This is a genomic window from Streptomyces sp. CA-251387 (assembly GCF_050936625.1).
Taxonomy (GTDB): Bacteria; Actinomycetota; Actinomycetes; order Streptomycetales; family Streptomycetaceae; genus Streptomyces.
Genome location: NZ_JBNJMJ010000001.1, coordinates 4,604,179 through 4,621,516, shown reverse-complemented (window position 1 = coordinate 4,621,516; position 17,338 = coordinate 4,604,179). Strand labels below are relative to the sequence as shown.

The 17,338-nt window shown below is 70.8% G+C and carries 23 protein-coding genes and 1 tRNA gene; 6 read left to right on the top strand and 18 right to left on the bottom strand.

From position 1 onward, the window contains the following. Positions 1-144: 144 nt before the first annotated feature. Positions 145-336, top strand: a complete 192-nt coding sequence (locus tag ACQEV2_RS20625) for a hypothetical protein (protein WP_433043349.1) — start codon at positions 145-147, stop codon at positions 334-336. Positions 337-348: 12 nt separating this feature from the next. Here the strand turns inward: ACQEV2_RS20625 and ACQEV2_RS20620 are convergent, their stop codons facing one another. From ACQEV2_RS20620 to ACQEV2_RS20580, 9 genes are all read right to left on the bottom strand, one after another. Beyond that, complete coding sequence (locus ACQEV2_RS20620) at positions 349-1,092, bottom strand: hypothetical protein (protein WP_433043346.1); 744 nt, start codon at positions 1,090-1,092, stop codon at positions 349-351. A gap of 49 nt (positions 1,093-1,141) precedes the next feature. Further along, positions 1,142-2,053, bottom strand: coding sequence for an RNA polymerase sigma factor SigF (locus tag ACQEV2_RS20615; protein WP_433043343.1), 912 nt, complete (start codon positions 2,051-2,053; stop codon positions 1,142-1,144). Between the two features lie 268 nt (positions 2,054-2,321). After that, complete coding sequence (locus ACQEV2_RS20610) at positions 2,322-3,206, bottom strand: RNA polymerase sigma factor SigF (protein WP_433043340.1); 885 nt, start codon at positions 3,204-3,206, stop codon at positions 2,322-2,324. A gap of 187 nt (positions 3,207-3,393) precedes the next feature. Further along, the gene (locus ACQEV2_RS20605) at positions 3,394-3,687 is read right to left on the bottom strand and encodes a Dabb family protein (RefSeq protein ID WP_433043337.1); all 294 of its coding nucleotides are present in this window, start codon (positions 3,685-3,687) and stop codon (positions 3,394-3,396) included. 22 nt (positions 3,688-3,709) lie between these two features. Further along, the gene (locus ACQEV2_RS20600) at positions 3,710-3,886 is read right to left on the bottom strand and encodes a hypothetical protein (RefSeq protein ID WP_433043334.1); all 177 of its coding nucleotides are present in this window, start codon (positions 3,884-3,886) and stop codon (positions 3,710-3,712) included. An 85-nt stretch (positions 3,887-3,971) separates the two neighbouring features. After that, positions 3,972-4,056 (bottom strand) — tRNA-Ser (locus tag ACQEV2_RS20595). Positions 4,057-4,111: 55 nt separating this feature from the next. Beyond that, on the bottom strand, positions 4,112-4,543 hold the full coding sequence (gene tadA, locus ACQEV2_RS20590; RefSeq protein WP_433054622.1) for a tRNA adenosine(34) deaminase TadA: 432 nt from the start codon (positions 4,541-4,543) through the stop codon (positions 4,112-4,114). A gap of 77 nt (positions 4,544-4,620) precedes the next feature. After that, a complete protein-coding gene (locus tag ACQEV2_RS20585; RefSeq protein ID WP_433054619.1) occupies positions 4,621-5,148 on the bottom strand; it encodes a hypothetical protein in 528 nt (175 codons plus the stop codon). Between the two features lie 313 nt (positions 5,149-5,461). Next, positions 5,462-5,677 carry a hypothetical protein gene (locus ACQEV2_RS20580; protein ID WP_433043331.1) on the bottom strand — a complete coding sequence of 72 codons (216 nt, stop codon included), beginning with the start codon at positions 5,675-5,677 and terminating at the stop codon, positions 5,462-5,464. A 164-nt stretch (positions 5,678-5,841) separates the two neighbouring features. Here ACQEV2_RS20580 and upp point away from each other — a divergent pair, with 164 nt between their 5' ends. Continuing rightward, positions 5,842-6,477 (top strand): uracil phosphoribosyltransferase, encoded by a 636-nt coding sequence (gene upp, locus ACQEV2_RS20575; RefSeq protein WP_398812124.1) that lies wholly within the window; start codon positions 5,842-5,844, stop codon positions 6,475-6,477. A 118-nt stretch (positions 6,478-6,595) separates the two neighbouring features. Here upp and ACQEV2_RS20570 read toward each other — a convergent pair whose 3' ends face one another. The 8 genes from ACQEV2_RS20570 to ACQEV2_RS20535 form a co-directional block, all read right to left on the bottom strand. Continuing rightward, a complete protein-coding gene (locus ACQEV2_RS20570) occupies positions 6,596-7,213 on the bottom strand; it encodes a LytR C-terminal domain-containing protein (protein ID WP_433054616.1) in 618 nt (205 codons plus the stop codon). 146 nt (positions 7,214-7,359) lie between these two features. Then, positions 7,360-7,656 carry a type II toxin-antitoxin system VapB family antitoxin gene (locus ACQEV2_RS20565; RefSeq protein ID WP_003999914.1) on the bottom strand — a complete coding sequence of 99 codons (297 nt, stop codon included), beginning with the start codon at positions 7,654-7,656 and terminating at the stop codon, positions 7,360-7,362. 426 nt (positions 7,657-8,082) lie between these two features. Then, on the bottom strand, positions 8,083-8,208 hold the full coding sequence (locus ACQEV2_RS20560) for a hypothetical protein (protein WP_433043328.1): 126 nt from the start codon (positions 8,206-8,208) through the stop codon (positions 8,083-8,085). A gap of 47 nt (positions 8,209-8,255) precedes the next feature. Further along, a complete protein-coding gene (locus ACQEV2_RS20555) occupies positions 8,256-8,585 on the bottom strand; it encodes a hypothetical protein (protein ID WP_433043325.1) in 330 nt (109 codons plus the stop codon). A gap of 86 nt (positions 8,586-8,671) precedes the next feature. After that, entirely contained in the window at positions 8,672-9,343 is a 672-nt protein-coding gene (locus tag ACQEV2_RS20550; RefSeq protein WP_433043322.1) for an HdeD family acid-resistance protein, read from the bottom strand. A 184-nt stretch (positions 9,344-9,527) separates the two neighbouring features. After that, positions 9,528-10,112, bottom strand: a complete 585-nt coding sequence (locus tag ACQEV2_RS20545) for an HhH-GPD-type base excision DNA repair protein (RefSeq protein WP_433043319.1) — start codon at positions 10,110-10,112, stop codon at positions 9,528-9,530. A 25-nt stretch (positions 10,113-10,137) separates the two neighbouring features. After that, positions 10,138-11,625, bottom strand: a complete 1,488-nt coding sequence (locus tag ACQEV2_RS20540; RefSeq protein ID WP_433043316.1) for an FG-GAP-like repeat-containing protein — start codon at positions 11,623-11,625, stop codon at positions 10,138-10,140. 99 nt (positions 11,626-11,724) lie between these two features. After that, positions 11,725-12,444 carry a siderophore-interacting protein gene (locus ACQEV2_RS20535; protein ID WP_433043313.1) on the bottom strand — a complete coding sequence of 240 codons (720 nt, stop codon included), beginning with the start codon at positions 12,442-12,444 and terminating at the stop codon, positions 11,725-11,727. 85 nt (positions 12,445-12,529) lie between these two features. Between ACQEV2_RS20535 and ACQEV2_RS20530 the strand changes: the two genes are divergently transcribed. From ACQEV2_RS20530 to ACQEV2_RS20515, 4 genes are read left to right on the top strand one after another with little or no spacing between them, the layout of a single operon-like run. After that, entirely contained in the window at positions 12,530-14,674 is a 2,145-nt protein-coding gene (locus ACQEV2_RS20530; RefSeq protein ID WP_433043310.1) for a penicillin acylase family protein, read from the top strand. Next, positions 14,667-15,287, top strand: coding sequence for a GNAT family N-acetyltransferase (locus ACQEV2_RS20525; protein ID WP_433043307.1), 621 nt, complete (start codon positions 14,667-14,669; stop codon positions 15,285-15,287). Before ACQEV2_RS20530 ends, ACQEV2_RS20525 begins: the two co-directional genes overlap by 8 nt. Continuing rightward, positions 15,284-15,757: a cupin domain-containing protein gene (locus tag ACQEV2_RS20520; RefSeq protein WP_433043304.1), complete on the top strand. Its 474-nt coding sequence runs from the start codon at positions 15,284-15,286 to the stop codon at positions 15,755-15,757. The genes ACQEV2_RS20525 and ACQEV2_RS20520 overlap by 4 nt, the downstream gene beginning before the upstream one ends. Continuing rightward, on the top strand, positions 15,745-16,404 hold the full coding sequence (locus ACQEV2_RS20515; protein WP_433043301.1) for an SDR family NAD(P)-dependent oxidoreductase: 660 nt from the start codon (positions 15,745-15,747) through the stop codon (positions 16,402-16,404). The genes ACQEV2_RS20520 and ACQEV2_RS20515 overlap by 13 nt, the downstream gene beginning before the upstream one ends. Before the next feature lie 109 nt (positions 16,405-16,513). Here the strand turns inward: ACQEV2_RS20515 and ACQEV2_RS20510 are convergent, their stop codons facing one another. After that, positions 16,514-17,062, bottom strand: coding sequence for a DUF1062 domain-containing protein (locus tag ACQEV2_RS20510; protein WP_433043298.1), 549 nt, complete (start codon positions 17,060-17,062; stop codon positions 16,514-16,516). Positions 17,063-17,338: the final 276 nt, after the last annotated feature.

The following is a 17,338-nucleotide window of genomic DNA, read 5'->3' as shown; positions in this document are numbered from 1 at the left end:
AACAGGGATGTAAGCGCCGCAAAAACTTGGCAAAGGCAAGTATTGCGACCGTAAATGTGCAGGTGGAGTGGGTCCTGCGGCCCCCTGTGCAGGGGCGGAGCCCCCACTTGGGCCGAACGGGCGGATTCGCTAGGGTCTCAGGCCATGGCTAACACCCACGGCCCCCAGGGCAACCACGACCCCGCAGGCAGCACCCAGATGTTCCGCGCCTTCGTCGACGAGGGCCCGCAGGGCGGTCGTCAGCAGGCGTCATCGGGTCCCCGCGTCGGTCTCATCGTCGGCGTGATCGCCGCGGTGGCGATCGTGGCGGCGGTGGCCTACCTGGCGTTCATGTAAGCCCTACGGCCCCTACTCCCACCGGACGGTGACGTCCCGCGTCTCGATGTGCATGCCCAGCGGCACGCGCCAGGCGTCGACGCACACCGTCCAGGTCTTCTCCTTGCGCGCCCCGGCCCCGATCGGCGCCGGGAGCTCCTCCGTCGACTCGACCGTCGCCCAGTCGATGCCGAGCGCGCCGATGATGTGGGTGCCGAAGGTGACGGTGCCCGAACGTACGGCTGTGCCGCCGGAGTTGTGGAAGTCGAGCGTCACTTTCTCGCACCAGCGCTGGTCGGTGGGGTTCCGTGCCGGGTCGCTCACGCTGAGCTTTGCGGGCGCGTCGGGTGGCGCGGGCGCCGAGGGCGTGGGTGAACTGCCGGGCGGGGCTGCGGAGTCGGTCGGCGTGGCCGCGGGTTCGGGGTCGCCACCCGGTGGTTGGGCGGAGGGCTCTGTTCCCGCTGGAGAAGGTGTCACCGTCACCTGACTCCCGCTCTGCCCGGGGGAGTTATCGGCGCCGCGAGCCTTGTCGCCCACGCTGTCGGCACCGCTCGTCGGCCCGTCGAGCGGCACCAGCGTCACCTCGCCCGTCGGCAGGGCCGCCGTATCGGAGACCCGCGGTGGCCCGCCCGCCGCTCCGGTCGCGACGTACCCGTCACCATCCCCGCCGCCCCCGCACGCGGCCAGCACCCCGCCCAGGCAGACGACGGCCGCCGACGCGCCGAACAGGGCGCACCGACGGCCATGTGTCCATGTCGTCCATGGTGAGCGAAGCATCCGGCCATGGTGGCTGACGCTCCGTCAATTATGAAGGGTCCGGAAGGGGTCAGTCGGAGATGAGGCCTTCCCGCAGCTGCGCCAGGGTCCGGGTGAGCAGCCGGGAGACGTGCATCTGGGAGATGCCGACCTCCTCGCCGATCTGCGACTGGGTCATGTTGGCGAAGAAGCGCAGCATGATGATCCGCCGCTCGCGGGGCGGGAGTTTGGCCAGCAGCGGCTTGAGGGACTCGCGGTACTCGACGCCCTCCAGCGCGCTGTCCTCGTAGCCGAGCCGGTCGGCCAGGGAGCCCTCGCCGCCGTCGTCCTCCGGGGCCGGGGAGTCCAGCGAGGAGGCCGTGTACGCGTTGCCGACCGCGAGGCCGTCGACGACGTCCTCCTCGGACACGCCCAGCACGGTGGCGAGTTCGGTCACCGTCGGGGAGCGGTCCAGCTTCTGGGAGAGCTCGTCGCTGGCCTTGGTGAGCGCCAGGCGCAGCTCCTGGAGCCGGCGCGGGACGCGCACCGACCAGGACGTGTCGCGGAAGAACCGCTTGATCTCGCCCACGACCGTCGGCATCGCGAACGTCGGGAACTCCACGCCCCGTTCGCAGTCGAAGCGGTCGATCGCCTTGATCAGGCCGATGGTGCCGACCTGGACGATGTCCTCCATCGGCTCGTTGCGCGAGCGGAACCGGGCGGCCGCGTAGCGCACGAGCGGGAGGTTGAGCTCGATCAGGGTGTCCCGGACGTAGGCACGCTCGGGGCTGTTCTCGTCCAGGGCGGCGAGCCGCAGGAACAGGGAGCGGGACAGGGTGCGGGTGTCGATGTTCGCCGAAGCCGGCAGAGCCGGGACGTCAGCGGCCGGCAGGGCCGGGGCCGGGATGGCCTCAAGGGCCGAAACGTCGTCGAGCGCGGCGTCGGGCGCGGACTCGCTCTTCGTGAGCGTGAGCACCTTCGAGCTGCCCTGGTCTGCGGACATGCCACCCCCTTTGGGTCGCGGGACGGTCGCGGCGAACGCTCCGATCGAGGAACGCCAGCCTTCACCTGAATACCGGAGCCGAAGCCACGGCAAACGCGCTTCCCGAAGAATGTCACATGTCGGCAACACGCTGTAGTGACATGTCGACATGTGAGACTCGAATCCGCCCTGGATAAAGGGGGTCTGACAGTCTTTCAACGCAGAACTGTCGGGATCCGCCCTGGTGAGCGATTCGCTCGCGACGGTTACCGGTCGATCCTGTTTGCGGTTACGCGTCGATCCGGTTCGCCGAACGCAGCCGCTGGAAGCTACGCGCGAGTAGCCTCGAAACGTGCATCTGGGAGACCCCGAGTTCCGCACTGATTTGCGACTGGGTGAGGTTGCTGTAGTAGCGCAGGAGAAGGATTCTCTGTTCGCGTTCGGGGAGCTGCACCAGCAGGTGCCGGACGAGGTCCCGGTGCTCCACGCCGTCCAGGGCGGGGTCCTCGTAGCCGAGCCGGTCCAGCAGTCCGGGCAGCCCGTCGCCCTCCTGCGCGGCCTCCAGCGAGGTGGCGTGGTACGACCGCCCCGCCTCGATGCAGGACAGCACCTCGTCCTCGGTGATGCGCAGCCGCTCGGCGATCTCGGCGGTCGTCGGGGTCCGCCCGAAGGCGGTGGTCAGGTCCTCGGTCGCGCTGTTGACCTGGACCCACAGCTCGTGCAGCCGGCGCGGTACGTGGACCGTGCGGACGTTGTCGCGGAAGTACCGCTTGATCTCGCCGACCACCGTCGGCATCGCGAACGTCGGGAACTGCACGCCCCGGTCGGGGTCGAAGCGGTCGATGGCGTTGATGAGCCCGATGGTGCCGACCTGGATCACGTCCTCCATCGGCTCGTTGCGGGAGCGAAAACGGGCGGCCGCATAGCGCACGAGCGGGAGGTTCGCCTCGATGAGCGCCCCGCGCACGCGGTTGTGCTCCGGCGTGCCCGGCTTCAGCTGCTTGAGCTCGCCGAAGAGCACCTGGGTGAGCGCACGGGTGTCGGCACCACGACTGCGGGGCGGCGCGGATACGGGAGGGTCCTCCTGACCGGGTGTTTGCGGGGTGGTGGCTTGGGGGGTCGGGGCTTGAGGCGCAGTACTGGCCGGCACGGTCAACTCCACCTCGTGATCCATCAACTCATCGGTCAAAAGCGGTCATAGCATCACAAGACAGTTCATTGTGTTCAAGCACCGCATAATTCCGTGTTGGGGATGAATCGGTGCGCAAGACACGCGAAAGCCCCCCGCCGTTACGGCGGAGGGCTGCGGGGGGATCCAGGGAGGCCCGGGACGATCTGGGCGGATCGGGCGGTGCTGCGGCTCAGTATTCGTAGTCGGCGATCACCCAGGTGGCGAACTCCCGCCACAGGGTGACGCCCGCCTGGTGTTCGGGGTGCTCCACGTACGCGCGCAGGGCGGCCGTGTCGTCGAAGGCGGAGTTGATCGCGAAGTCGTACGCGATGGGGCGGTCGCTGATGTTCCAGCCCAGCTCCCAGTGCCGGATCTCCGGGATCTTGCCCTCCAGCGAGCGGAAGGCCTCGACGCCCTCCACGACCCGTGGGTCGTCGCGCTCGACGCCCTCGTTGAGCTTGAAGAGGACGAGGTGGCGGATCATGGGCACTCCCAGGAGGTACGGCCTACTCGGCCCCGTCGGCGAGCCAGGTGAAGAACTCGCCGATGGCCTTGGCGGCGTCCGATATGCCCTCGAAGCCTATCTGGACGTAGTCGGCGGCCTTGGCCGGGTCCGTGATGATCACGTAGAGCACGAAGACCACGAGCACATAGACGGCGGCCTTCTTCGAATTCACCGCCATCGCGGCCTCCCCAGTCACTCTCGTCCCAACGACCGCACATGATCGCACGAAGGGCCCCGTCTTTCGACGGGGCCCTTCGGGAGAGCGGTAGCGGAGGGATTTGAACCCTCGGTGACTTGCGCCACACTCGCTTTCGAGGCGAGCTCCTTCGGCCGCTCGGACACGCTACCGAGGGAGACCTTACAGCACGGTGGGGCCTGCTCCGAAATCGGTATTCGGGGCCCGTCACCGAGCCCGGAAGAAGGCCGTGAGGAGACGGGCGCATTCCTGGGCGAGCACGCCCTCGATCACCTCGGGGCGATGGTTGAGCCGCCGGTCGCGTACGACGTCCCAGAGGGAGCCCGCCGCGCCGGCCTTGTCGTCGCGGGCGCCGTAGACGACCCGGTCCACGCGGGACTGCACGATGGCGCCCGCGCACATGGTGCAGGGCTCCAGTGTGACGACGAGCGTGCAGCCGGACAGCCGCCACTCGCCGACCTTCGCCGCGGCCCGGCGGATCGCCAGCACCTCCGCGTGGGCGGTCGGATCACCGGTCGCCTCGCGCTCGTTGTGGCCGACACCGAGCACGGTCGTCCCGTCCGCGGACAGCACGACGGCGCCGACGGGGACGTCCCCGCCCCGGACGGCCAGTTCGGCCTCGTCCAGGGCGAGCCGCATCGCGGCCCGCCAGCGATCGCGTACGGGGTCGGGCACCTCGGGCACCTCGTCGGGCGCCGACCCCCTCTCGAACGAGGTCAGCGGACGGTCTCCAGCACCTCCGAGGCACCGAGCGCCTCGGCGATCGCGTTCAGCGCGTCGTCGGCGTCCAGGGCCTTCAGCTCCTTCTCGCTGACACCGAGGTCGTCGAGGATCTCGCTGTCGCCGACGGGGCCTTGCGGGACCGCCTCGGCGGTGCCGCCGTCCTCGTCGTCGGAGTCGCCGTCCGGCTCCTCCGTGCCGTCGAGGTCGAGGGCGTCCAGGTCGGGGCCGTCGTCGCCGGGCTCCCGGCCGAGCAGTTCGTCGGTGAGCAGGATCTCGCCGTAGCTGCTGCGGGCGGCTGCGGCGGCGTCCGAGACGTAGATACGAGGGTCGTCCTCGCCGTCGACGCGGACGACGCCGAACCAGGCGTCCTCCTGCTCGATGAGCACGAGCACCGTGTCCTCGTCGGTAGAGGCTTCCCGGGCCAGGTCGGCCAGATCCGACAGGGTCTCCACATCGTCGAGCTCTGTGTCGCTCGCTTCCCACCCGTCTTCGGTGCGCGCGAGCAGTGCGGCGAAGTACACCGTGACTCTCCCACTGGTCATAGGCGTGCCGGTTGGGCTTCCCCCCGGCGGAGGTTGCGGGCGGGGAGGCTCGGGGTCCGAGGCCCACCCACTCGGAATCGTGGCAGAAACAAGGCGTTCAGGGGACGTCTTCGGCTCCCTGTGTCCGGCAGTTTTGATCGCGTTGGCCCGCGGAGTTCCGCGAGCACGTCCGTGAAGGACTCCAGCACACTCGTTGCCGCCACGTGCGGATCGTACGCGGCTTTCCAGGCGTCCACGCACGCCCACCGCTCAGGTGCCCCCGAGAGCCGCGGATCTTCCTTCGCGGCTCGCTCTACCAGCGGAACGTTCGCATGCGCATCGCGTGCCGCAGGCGGGCCGCCTTGGCGCGGCGCGGCTGGACGCGGTCCCGGAGTTCGCGGGCCTCGGCGAGCTCCCGCAGGAACTGGGCGCGGCGACGGCGGCGCGCGGCGTCGGTCTCCTCCTGCGCGTCCCGCGTGTCCCGCGGGGGACCTGCGGTGGGATCTGCTGGGGACTCAGGTTCAGGCATAGGCTCACCACCCCCGGTACGTCCCTCCCACTTTCCCTCCGATGGGCGGTTTGATGCCAGCGCTCGGGTGATGCCGTGGCCTCGGATGCATGGGTGATGCGTTGGCCTTGGGCTTGCTGCGCGTGGGGACGCCGGGCGCCCCCGGCCCGGTTACTGTTGTGGACATGCGTCTCCACGTCGTCGACCACCCCCTGGTCGCCCACAAGCTCACCACGCTGCGCGACCAGCGCACCGACTCCGCGACCTTCCGCCGGCTCGCCGACGAACTGGTCACCCTGCTCGCCTACGAGGCCACGCGGGACGTGCGCACGGAGGCGATCGACATCGAGACTCCGGTCGCCCGCACCACCGGCGTCAAACTGTCCCGTCCCCGCCCGCTGGTCGTCCCGATCCTGCGCGCCGGCCTCGGCATGCTCGACGGCATGGTCCGGCTGCTGCCGACCGCCGAGGTGGGCTTCCTGGGCATGATCCGCAACGAGGAGACGCTCGAGGCCTCCACGTACGCCACGCGCATGCCGGAGGACCTCTCCGGCCGCCAGGTGTACGTCCTGGACCCGATGCTCGCGACGGGCGGGACGCTGGTCGCGGCGATCCAGGAGCTCATCAAGCGGGGCGCCGACGATGTCACGGCCGTGGTGCTGCTCGCCGCGCCCGAGGGTGTCGAGCTGATGGAGCGGGAGCTGGCGGGGACGCCGGTGACGGTGGTTACGGCGGCGGTGGACGATCACCTGAATGAGCACGGGTACATCGTTCCCGGGCTGGGGGACGCCGGGGATCGTCTTTACGGCGCGGCCGAGTAGAGAACGCCTCTTCGCCGTAGGGGCGCGGTTGTGTGGCGGCTACCGGTCCGCTGTGGCTGGTCGCGCCCACGCGGCGGAGCCGCATGTCGATACAGCCCCGCGCCCCTCAAGGCGTTGCTCAGCAGCTCTGCTTTGATGTGCTGGGCGTTGGTTTCGGGTTGCTCAGCGCGGCCAGTGCCTTGTCTGCGTCCGCCTTCTTCGTCAGGGCCTTGAAGGCGTTGCCGAGGATCAGGTCGACCGACGTGTTCTTGCGCGCAGCATCGGTGCGGTGTTCCGCGGATGCGAGCTGCGTGGCGAGGACCGGGAGCGACGTGTTCTCGGACGACGCCGGGCCGAGCAGTAGCCCGGTGCCCTTGACCTTCTTGTCGAACTTCTCGGTCGCGTTGCCCACGTCACCGATCTTGAAGCCCCGCTTCTTCAGCTCGTCCGCCGTCTGCTTGGCGAGCCCGCTGCGGGTGGTGGCGTTGAAGACGTTGACCGTGATCCCGCCCGGCTTCGGCAGGGGCACCTTGGCGGTGGCCGAGGGGGTCGCCCCGGTCGAGCAGTCGGACTTCGGGCCGACTGCCGAAGCCTTTCTGCCGTTGCCGGTGAAGACGTCGATGAGCTGCAGCGTGCCCCAGCCCATCATGCCGAGTACGGCGACGGAGGCGACGGCCATGACGACGAGCCTGCCGCGTCGCCGGGGCCGGCGCATTCGCGGGTACTTGTTCCCCCGAATTCGGTACTGGCCGCCCATGCCCGGGGGAGTCAGCATGCTCATGGGGCGCAGCGTAGTGCGCCCGAGCGGCGATGCCTACTAGATGATCATTCGATGCCGCTCAGTCCAACCCAAAAGGGGCAACACGTTGACGTGCCGGGGTCTGCCCGGGGTCGGCCCCGGGATCAGTCCAGTTCCAGGACTCTCGCGTGCAGCACCTGACGCTGCTGCAGCGCAGCGCGCACCGCGCGGTGGAGGCCGTCCTCCAGATACAGGTCGCCCTGCCACTTCACGACGTGCGCGAAGAGGTCGCCGTAGAACGTCGAGTCCTCGGCGAGCAGGGTTTCCAGATCGAGCTGGCCCTTGGTCGTCACGAGCTGATCGAGGCGGACCGGGCGCGGCGCGACGTCCGCCCACTGCCGGGTGCTTTCCCGGCCGTGGTCGGGGTACGGCCGGCCGTTTCCGATGCGCTTGAAGATCACACGGAAAGCCTACCGGTCCAGACGTTCCGGGCGCAGCCATGGCGACGGAGTGCAGCGCCGGAAAAAGTGTCGCAAACCGGGGTGGAACGGCGACGTGTGAGGGAACCGTGTCCCGATCGGAAGCCGCAACGGGCCCGAACCGAAGCCGGGGTGGCGGACCGGGGGCGATTCGAATGCCTGTCGGAGCGGGGGCGGCGGTGACGTCGGGAGACCGGGAGCGTCGGTTCGCCCGAATGGGGGGGCGGTGGCTTTCTCGGGACGCGGGGTGCGCTCTGTTCAGGGGGTGCGCCCTGGGGGTGCGGTCTGCGGGCGGTATGCACAGGCTGTGGACAGGGGCCGGGGTGCGGGATCACCCGGTGGGTCTTCGGGGGGGGGTGCGGCGGAGGCGGTGGCTCCGGTGGGAGTCTGGCCTCCGCCGCGCCGGTGTCAGCCGCGCTCCCGCTTCTTCGGGGGCTGCTGCGGCTTCTCCTGCTTCACCTGCGGCTTCGGTGCGTTGCGTACGGCCTCCGCGCGCAGCAGGGCGCGCAGGACCGCGTAGTGGTCGGTGGGCATGGCTGTGCTCCTCGTGTCGTGCTGACTGGCCTCGTTGCGGGGGTCTGTCAGCAGCGCAGGACCACAGTGCGCAAGATGTGCGGGATGTACGGCGGCCGCGGCGGCGCGGCCTGGGGGTGGCACGCCGGGACGACGGGCGCGGGCGTCGGCGCGGGCGCGGGCGCGGCACGCAATCGTGCAGGGCTGCGCCGGTCCGTGCGGGCCGGGGGGCGCAGGAGCGTGTCCAGGACGTCCTGCTCGGCGACCTCGGCGGAGACCTCGGCCACGGTGGGGAGGGCGTGCGCCTGGGCGTGCGCGCCCGGCACCAGGAAGGCGAGCAGCAGCGCGAGGATCCGCAGCCGGATACGGCTGCGTGGGAGGCTTCGCGCGGTGCTCACGGGAGGTCATCTCCCCGGTGGCCGTACGACGGTCATCGTGTCGGGCCGGAGATCCGCCCGCTCGGCGTACCGGTGCGCGGCGCGTATCACAACTCGTGCGGGACCTGGCGGGCCCGTTCCCGCATCCGGAACCCCGTGACGATCTCCACGGCGCCGACTGCGACCAGCCACCATCCGCCGAGCAGTGTGAGCACGGTGACCGACTGGATGGGGGAGTCGATCAGCACGATTCCGCCGACGGCGGTGACGACGCCGAGGAAGATCTGCCAGCCGCGGGCCGGCATGGACCGGTCGGAGGCGGCGGCCAGGGTCTGGGTGATGCCGCGGAAGAGCCAGCCGATGCCGATCCACAGGGCGAGCAGCAGGATCGACTGCATCGGGCGGCGGAAGCAGAACAGGCCGAGGAGGACCGACAGGGAGCCGCTGATGAAGGCCAGCACGCGCAGGGACGTCGTCTTGTGCGTGCCGAAAGCGGCGATCAGCTGGAGGACGCCGCTGATCAGGAGGTAGAGGCCGAAGAGAACACCGGAGGCGAAGAGCGAGGCGTCCGGCCACACCAGGATCAGGATGCCCAGGACCAGGGAGGCGACGCCGGTGAGCAGGACGACCTGCCAGGCGGCGCGGGACAGGGCGTGCAGGGGGCCCTCGAAGGGGGGCTCGGGCTCGTGGGACATGCCTGGCCCGGGTGGATGGCCTGAGTGGACCCGGCGGTCGTCGTAGTCCCGGCCCCAGGGAGAGCCGGTCGGTGCCTCGCTCATGGTCCATGCTTGGACCGCGCCGGCTGGGACCGCCATTTGGGGCGGGCCACTCGACTGACGGGTGCCTCCGGCGTTCGAGGACGAGGCCCCTTCAGGGCCGAAGCGGGGTCTGGGGCCGCATGCCCCCAGCAGGGCTTATGCCAACGCCGGGCACGCCAAGCCGACGGCACCAAGTGGCGCGCTTCTACTTGCGGGCCGCCTTCGCCGCCGCCTTCATCTCCTGTTTGTGGGCGCGTACCTTGGCCAGCGACTCGGGGCCGGTGATGTCGGCGACGGAGCGGAAGGACTTCGGTTCGCCGTAGGAACCCGCGGCCTCCTGCCACCCCTTGGGCCGTACGCCCAGCTGCTTGCCCAGCAGTGCGAGGAAGATCTGTGCCTTCTGCTTGCCGAAGCCGGGCAGTTCCTCCAGCCGGCGCAGCAGCTCCCGTCCGTCGTCGACGCCCTTCCAGACGAGCTCGGCGTCACCGTCGTAGTGCTCGACGAGGTACTGGCACAGCTGCTGGATCCGTTTGGCCATGGAGCCCGGGTAGCGGTGCACGGCGGGTTTGTCGGAGAGCAGGGTCGAGAACGCCTCCGGGTCCTGGGCGGCGATGTCGTGCGCGTCCAGGTCGTCGGTGCCGAGCCGGTCCGCGATCGTACGGGGGCCCTTGAACGCCCACTCCATCGGAACCTGCTGGTCGAGGAGCATCCCGACCAGCGCGGCGAGCGGACTGCGGCCGAGTAGTGCGTCGGCCTCGGGGTCCTGGGCGAGGTGAAGCATGACGTCCATGACCCCGATCATGCCCCTGCCCGCGTCAGTTCTCCACGTGAGGGCTGGTGAGGGCGGCGCCGAAGTAACCCTTTATCCCGCGTACGGTGATGCCGGAGCTCTTGCCGCACAGGTTGGCCGAGCCGTTCAGGACGGGGCCGGATGCCGAGCCGCGGGCGACCCAGACGCAGCCGTCCGAGTTCTCGGTGGGGGCGCCGACGACCGTCTCGGCCTTGCCGTCCTTGTTGAGGTCGGCGAGGTGGACGGCCGCGCCGAACCCGTCGCCGGTCTCTGCCGTGCCGGGGACGCCTGCGGTGTCCTGGGTGTATCCGGCCGCCTTGGCCGTGGTCAGGCCGGATGCCGAGCCGCGGAGGAGGACGGCGGTGCCCGCCGAGGCGCGCGACCCGATGGCCTCCTCGGGGGAGCCGACGAGGACATCGGCGTACCCGTCGGCGTCGACGTCGCCGATGCTCAGGGACTGGCCGAACCAGTCGCCCCACTCCGCGCTGCCGGGGACGCCGGCCGTGTCCTGGTGGAAGACCTTCGGCTTCTGCTCGGGGGTGATGCCCTGGGCGCTGCCGTAGAGGACCTGGATCTCGCCGCCCCGGTGGGCTGCCGGGGTCGGCGCGTTGAAGTGGGAGTCGTCGCCCGCGATGCCGGTGACCAGGTCGCCGTAGCCGTCGCCGTTGAGGTCGCCGATCTGGCCCGCGTGGCCGTCGGCGTACGGAAGTTCGATGCCCTGGTTGACGAAGGGGTCGTCGGCGCCGGGGGCGCCCTGGTCGAGGGTTACCGGACCCCGGATGTCACCGTCGGTGGGGCCCGCCAGATAGAAGCGCTCCGCCCTGCCGTCGCCGTTCACATCGCCCATCACCACGCCACGGGCGTTCTCCCGCCACTCCAGATAGCGGGAGGCGGCCTGGCCGGTGCGGGTGAAGGGGCCGCTGTAGGACGCGACGTTGCAGCCCGAGCCGATGCCGACCTCCGGGGCGCCGTCGCCGTTCATGTCGCCGGCCGCGATGGACATGCCGAAGCGGCAGTAGGTCCTGTCCTCCCCGTACCCGGTCGGAGGGGCGATGTTCGCGCCGCCCGTCAGCCCGTTCGGACCGCCCCACACCACGGTCACCGAGCCCCGCGACTCGGCATCACCGACATCCTCGCCCGGGGCACCGACGAGCAGGTCGGCGTAGCCGTCCCGGTCCAGGTCGGCGCTTGCCACCGTCCTGCCGAAGCGGTCGGACTCCTCGGCGGTGCCGGGGATCCCGGTGGTCGCCTGGGTGATGACCATGCGGCGGGTGGTGCTCACCGAGGACGCCGAGCCGTAGAGCACGACGACCGCGCCGGCCTCCTCCACCATGCCGTTGGCGGCGCCCGGTGCCCCGACGGCCAGGTCGCGGTAGCCGTCGCCGTTGAAGTCGTCCTGAACGGCCGACGTGTTGGCGCCCTTGTAGGGGGCGGCGGCGGACGATGTCACGGGGGTGAGCGTGACGGCGAAGGACGCGGTGAGCACGGCTGCCGCCGTGACTGCTCTGCGCAACGGGACTCCTCGACTCGTGCAACGGACGTCCCACTCGACGCGTGAGTCACGGGAATAGTTGTACGGCCGCTGGAAAGTCGTACGGCCCTCGACGCCGTGTCAGGGCCGCCAGTATCCGAGCGCGTTCACTCGCTGCTTCGGCACGCCCAGGTCCTTGCGGACGTACGACGTCAGGGCGCGGGTCGTCGCCGTGTCGCAGGCGATCCAGACGTACGGGTCCGGCGTGGCCTTCAGCAGTTCCGGCAGGGCCTCCTTCACCTCGGCCACCAAGTGGGACCCCGCGTCCCGCCTAGGGAGCGTGCGTACGTCGTGGTGGGAGGGGTCGGTGCGGAAGGGGAGGCCGTTCTGGTCGCCTTCGAACCACACCGTCGCGGGGGTGGAGTCCAGGGCGGTGAGGAGGGAGTTGAGGGCGGGGAGGGAGGCCGGGTCGGCGACCGCGAAGACGTGGGAGGGGGCGGGGTCGGGGTCGGTGAAGCCCGTGCCGTGGATGGTCGCCTCGATCGTGTCGCCGGGCTTCGCCGAGCGGGCCCAGTCGCTCGCGCGGCCCTCGTGCAGGGCGAACTCCAGGCTGAAGGTGCCGGCCGTCGGGTCCGGGTCGACCAGGGTGTAGGCGCGCTGGTGCGGCTTGCCCGCGTTGTCGAACCAGAGGCGGACCCACATGGTCGGGTGCACGCCGGTTGCCGCGAGCATGCCGCCGTCCGTGAGGTGGACCCGGCGGTAGTGCGGGGTGACGTCCTCGGCGCCGGTCACCGTGAAGACGAAGTCCTTCGCGCGCAGCAGCTTCAGGACCGCGCCCTCCCAGCCGTGCCCCTGCCCCATGGTGTCTTCACCCTTCGCGTACGATTCCTGCGCTGATCACGAAATACTTAGGCAAGGCTAACCTAAAGCTGAGGAGGGACACAGGGTGACCGGCGAGATCTACCGTGACGCCTGGGGCGTTCCGCATCTGCGTGCCGGCGGGGCGGTCGAACTCGCCCGCGTCCAGGGCCGCGTCACCGCCCTCGACCGGGCCTGGCAGCTGGAGGTCGAGCGGCACCGGGCGCGCGGCACCTCCGCGTCCTTCCTCGGTGCCGAGGCCCTGCCCTGGGACCGGTTCGTCAGACGGGCCCGCCTCGACGACACCGCGAGACGCTGCTTCGCCGAGCTGGAGAGACGGGACGCGGAGACGGCGGGGTGGGTGCGGGCGTATGTCGACGGGGTGAATGAAGGGCTGGCCGAAGGAGCCCGTCGTACGCCTGAGTTTGCGAGGGTAGGGGTCGCTCCCGGCCGTTGGGAGCCCTGGACTCCCCTCGGTGTCTGGCTCGGCATCCACATCCTCTTCGCCGGCTTCCCGGCCAAGCTCTGGCGCGAGCAGGTCGTCCGGCATCTCGGCGCGGACGCGGTGGGGCTGTTCGCCACCGACGGGCCCGGTACCTCCGGCAGCAACGGCTGGCTGGTGAGCGGGGAGCGGACCGTCACCGGGCATGCGGTCATCGCGGGGGATCCCCATCGGTTCATCGAGGAGCCGGGCGTCTACCAGCAGATCCATCTGTCCTGCCCCGAGTTCGACGTCGTCGGTCTCGCCGTCCCCGGCATCCCGGGCATCGCCCACTTCGGGCACACCGGCACGGTCGCCTGGGCCATCACCAACGCCATGGCCGACTACCAGGACCTGTACCGGGAGCGGTTGCGGCGTACGGGGGCGGGGGTGGAGGCCCTGGACCCGGACGGGGTGTGGCGGCGCGCGGCGCGGCACACCGAGGTCGTGGAGGTGGCCGGGGAGGAGCCGGTCGAGGTCGAGGTGATCGAGACGGGGCGGGGGCCGGTGATCATCGGAGGGCCGGAGGGGCTGGAGAGCGGGGTGGCCGAGGAGCAGCCCGAAGGGACTCGTCCCCCCGCTCCCCCGGAGGGGGCGATTCCGGACGGGCTGGTGGTCCCCCTCGCCGTCGCCCTCCGCTACCCGCCCCGCGTCACCGGCGACCTCGGTTTCAGTGCGCTCCTTCCCCTCCTGCGCGCCCGCCGGGTCGCCGACGTCGACGGTGCCGTCGAGCTGTGGGCCGAGCCCGTCAACGTCGTCCAGGCCGCCGACGCCGAGGGTGGTCTGCTGCACCGCGTGGCCGGGAAGGTGCCGGTGCGGGCCGAGGCCAACCGGGTGCGGCTGGTGCCCGCCTGGGAGCCGGGGCACGACTGGCAGGGCTGGCACGAGACGCCCCGTGGCGGGCTCACCGACGGCGTCGCCGCCATGGCCAACCAGCGCGGCCTGGCCGGCCCGCTCGGCGTCGAGTTCGCCCCGCCCCATCGCGCCGACCGCATCACGGAACTGCTGGGGCAGAAGGAGCGCTGGTCGGCCGCCGACATGCCGGCGATCCACATGGACACCCGACTGGCTTCCGCGGAGCCCCTGTTGGAGCTCCTGCGCACGGTCGGCACCCTCACCCCCGAGGCCGACCGCATCCGGCAGACCCTCCTGGACTGGGACCGCCGCATGGACGCGGACAGCGAGGCCGCGGCCGTGTACGCGGCGGTGCGCGCGGCGGTCGTACGACGACTCGCCGCTCACCCGGCCTTCGCCGCGCTGTCCGCACCGCCCGCCTACCCGGAGGTCCTCCTCCCCTGGCTGGCCCTGCTGCCGCGCGTCGGTTTCGCCCTCGAACACCTCCTGCGCGCCGAGGAGTTGTACGGCATCGACCGCGCCGGCACCGTCCGCGCGGCGGTGGAGGACGTGGCCGCCGGGCAGCCCACCGGAACCTGGGGCGACACCCACCGCCTCGCCCCCTGGCGGGCGCTCCCCGACCCTTCGTACGACGCGCCCGGCCTCTCCGGCGACCACGACTGCGTCCTGTGCACCTCCGCCGTCCCCGGCCTCACCGACCTGAGCGCGCGCGGCCCCGCCGCCCGCTACGTCTGGGACCTGGCCGACCGCGAGGCCAGCCTCTGGGTGGTCCCGCTCGGCGCCTCCGGCATCCCCGGTTCAGTCCATCACCGCGACCAGCTCCCCTTGTGGCTGAAAGGAGATCTGGCTCCGGTCGTCACCGATTTCAACCAGCTCGAGAAGGAGTCCGATGTCTGAGCCGACGATCGTCCGCGAAGTCGTCCGTGAACCCGTCCATGAACAGGTCGTCGACGGCTTCGGCACCGTCCGCATCCGGCCGCTCGACCCGCAGGCCGACGCCGAGGCCGTGCACGGCTGGGTCCGTGAGGAGCGGGCCTCCTTCTGGGGCATGAACGGCCTGACCAGGGACCAGGTGGTCGACGTCTACGCCCACATGGACACCCTCGACACCCATCACGCCTTCCTGGTCCTGCGTGACGCCGACCCGGTCGCGCTCCTCCAGACGTACGAGCCGGAGGCCGACCGCGTCAGCGAGTGCTACGACGTCCGTCCCGGAGACATCGGCGTCCACCTGCTGCTCGCGCCGGCCGGTCCGGGGGGCGCACGGCCCGGTTGGACGGCCGCGCTCCTGACCGTCATCACGTCGTACGTCTTCCTCACCCTGCACCGGCAGCGGGTCGTCGTCGACCCCGACGTGCGCAACGAGAAGGCCATCGCCCGCTTCCTCAAGCAGGGCTTCACGGCGGGGCCGGTGGTCGTGCTGCCGGAGGTCGATCTGCCTGAGGTGTACATCCCGCGAAAGGATGCCCAACTCGCCTTTCTCACCCGGGAGGTAGCCTTCCCGGCGTGACCCCAGAAGACCTCGTCGCGCACTACGGACTGGAGCCCATCCCGCGCGAGGGCGGGCTGTTCCGCCAGACCTGGGCGGGACCGGAGCTCGCCGACGGGCGGCCGGAGGGCTCGGCGATAGTCGTCCTGCTGACCGCGGACGACTTCTCGGCCCTGCACCGCCTGCCGTCCGACGAGGTCTGGCACTTCTACCTGGGCGACCCCCTGGAACTTCTCCTCCTCGCCCCCGACGGCACATCGCGCACCGCCGTGCTCGGCCCCGGCCTCCTGCACGGCCAGCACATCCAGCTCACCGTCCCCGCCGGAACCTGGATGGGCGCGCGGGTGGTGAAGGGCGGATCCTGGACCTTCTTCGGCTGCACGATGGCGCCCGGCTTCACCTACGAAGGCTACGAACACGGCGACTTGGCGGAGCTGACGGCGCGCTATCCCTCCGAGGCCGCCCGTATCGCGGCACTGTGCCGCCCATGAGCGGACTCCTCGAAGGACAGGTCGCCCTGGTCACGGGCGCGGGCGGTGGCATCGGGCGGGGGATCGCGTCGCGGTTCGCGCAGGAGGGGGCCGCGGTCGTGCTGCATTGCCGTACGGCCGTGGAGGCGGCGGGCGCCGTGGCGTCCCGTATCCGGGAGTCCGGTCGGCGGGCCGTGGTGGTGCGGGGTGATCTGACCGACGAGGACGCGTGCCGGCGGGTGGTGGGGGAGGCCGCCGAGTGGGGTGGCGGACGCCTGACCGCGCTGGTCAACAACGCGGGGGTGCAGCCGACGCAGGAGCTGCCGGGCATGACCGCGGCGGAGTGGCGGGCGGTTGTGGACGCCAACCTGTCGAGCGTCTTCGCGTGCACGCAGGCCGCGGTCGACGCCCGCTCGGCCGCCCTGGAGTACGGCCCCTTCGGCATCCGCGTGAACACCGTCTCGCCCGGGCTCATCCACCGGGAGGGGCTGGAGGAGGCGTGGCCGGAGGGGGTGCGCAGATGGGAACGGGTCGCGCCGACGGGGAGGTTGGGGCGGCCGGAGGACGTGGGGGACGCGTGCGTGTTCCTGGCGTCGGGGCTCGCGTCGTGGGTCACGGGGCACGATTTGGTGGTGGACGGCGGGGTGTCGGCACGGCCGACGTGGTGAGGGTGGGTCAGGGACACGACCGGGAACGGCTGGCACCGCCACGCCGCTGAGGGAGGGGCCGGGGCCGGCCCGGCGGATCTTGCAGGACAGGCCCCGTCCCGGGGAGGGCTCAGCGCTTGAGCACGAAGGTGAAGTCGCCGGAGAGCTTGCCGCTCAGCCGGGCTGCCGAAACGAGTCTCCCCTCCGCGATCAGCCTCTCGACCTCGGCCCGTGAAAGGCCGCAGCCCTCAGCGATCAGTCGCACCGGCCGGACAGGTATCCGCGCCGCGAAGCGAACCGAGACGTCGATCACCTCGCCGTCCAGGTGATCCGGTCCGCCGGTGTCGAGGCGCCAGGCGTCGTCCCAGTCGAGGGCGATGCGATTACGGCGGCGCAGGACCGGGTCCTGGAGCAACTCGGCTGCCAGGTCAGGGTCGTTGTCATGCAGCCGGTCCAGCAGCTCAGGCCGTACGGAGCGCACGTTCATCCGCTCCAGGACCGTGAGCTTCGCGGTTTCCCCGCAAGCGGTACAGAGCACGAGGAGCCAGGCGTCGATGAGCTTGTGGTGCGCGTTGACGCGAAACTTGCCGTTTGCCCGGAAGCGCTCGGACGCGCACGCGTGGCAACGGCGGAGGACGAGCGGCAGGCAGGTGGGCATGACCACCCAGTTATTGAGCACAGAAGTACACCGGTTTCAGTGAGAAATCCGCAGCAGAAAGGAGCGCGGCGCACATGCGCGACGCGCGACGAATCAGCGCTCGGGAGGTCTCACACGGTGTACAACGGCACGTCCTTGACTGGGCGACCTGGTCCGGCAGCACCGTAATGGCGCACAGCGGCGCTGCTCCACTGGTTTTCGAGTGGTCCGTACGACCGTACGGTCGGTGCCGTTCGGGTGAGCGTGGAGCGCCCCGTGTACGTACGTATCCCCGAGGCGGCAGGTCCGACGACGGAG

Excerpts from the sequence above, each read along its gene's own strand:
- ACQEV2_RS20570 (WP_433054616.1), bottom strand. The coding sequence starts at position 7,213 with ATGGGCGGCCAGTACCGAATTCGGGGGAACAAGTACCCGCGAATGCGC.
- ACQEV2_RS20545 (WP_433043319.1), bottom strand. The coding sequence starts at position 10,112 with ATGGACGTCATGCTTCACCTCGCCCAGGACCCCGAGGCCGACGCACTA.
- ACQEV2_RS20560 (WP_433043328.1), bottom strand. The coding sequence starts at position 8,208 with ATGCCCACCGACCACTACGCGGTCCTGCGCGCCCTGCTGCGCGCGGAG.
- ACQEV2_RS20610 (WP_433043340.1), bottom strand. The coding sequence starts at position 3,206 with ATGGATCACGAGGTGGAGTTGACCGTGCCGGCCAGTACTGCGCCTCAA.
- ACQEV2_RS20550 (WP_433043322.1), bottom strand. The coding sequence starts at position 9,343 with ATGAGCGAGGCACCGACCGGCTCTCCCTGGGGCCGGGACTACGACGAC.
- ACQEV2_RS20625 (WP_433043349.1), top strand. The coding sequence starts at position 145 with ATGGCTAACACCCACGGCCCCCAGGGCAACCACGACCCCGCAGGCAGC.
- ACQEV2_RS20535 (WP_433043313.1), bottom strand. The coding sequence starts at position 12,444 with ATGGGGCAGGGGCACGGCTGGGAGGGCGCGGTCCTGAAGCTGCTGCGC.
- ACQEV2_RS20600 (WP_433043334.1), bottom strand. The coding sequence starts at position 3,886 with ATGGCGGTGAATTCGAAGAAGGCCGCCGTCTATGTGCTCGTGGTCTTC.
- ACQEV2_RS20615 (WP_433043343.1), bottom strand. The coding sequence starts at position 2,053 with ATGTCCGCAGACCAGGGCAGCTCGAAGGTGCTCACGCTCACGAAGAGC.
- ACQEV2_RS20620 (WP_433043346.1), bottom strand. The coding sequence starts at position 1,092 with ATGCTTCGCTCACCATGGACGACATGGACACATGGCCGTCGGTGCGCC.
- ACQEV2_RS20605 (WP_433043337.1), bottom strand. The coding sequence starts at position 3,687 with ATGATCCGCCACCTCGTCCTCTTCAAGCTCAACGAGGGCGTCGAGCGC.
- upp (WP_398812124.1), top strand. The coding sequence starts at position 5,842 with ATGCGTCTCCACGTCGTCGACCACCCCCTGGTCGCCCACAAGCTCACC.
- ACQEV2_RS20525 (WP_433043307.1), top strand. The coding sequence starts at position 14,667 with ATGTCTGAGCCGACGATCGTCCGCGAAGTCGTCCGTGAACCCGTCCAT.
- tadA (WP_433054622.1), bottom strand. The coding sequence starts at position 4,543 with ATGCGGCTCGCCCTGGACGAGGCCGAACTGGCCGTCCGGGGCGGGGAC.
- ACQEV2_RS20580 (WP_433043331.1), bottom strand. The coding sequence starts at position 5,677 with ATGCCTGAACCTGAGTCCCCAGCAGATCCCACCGCAGGTCCCCCGCGG.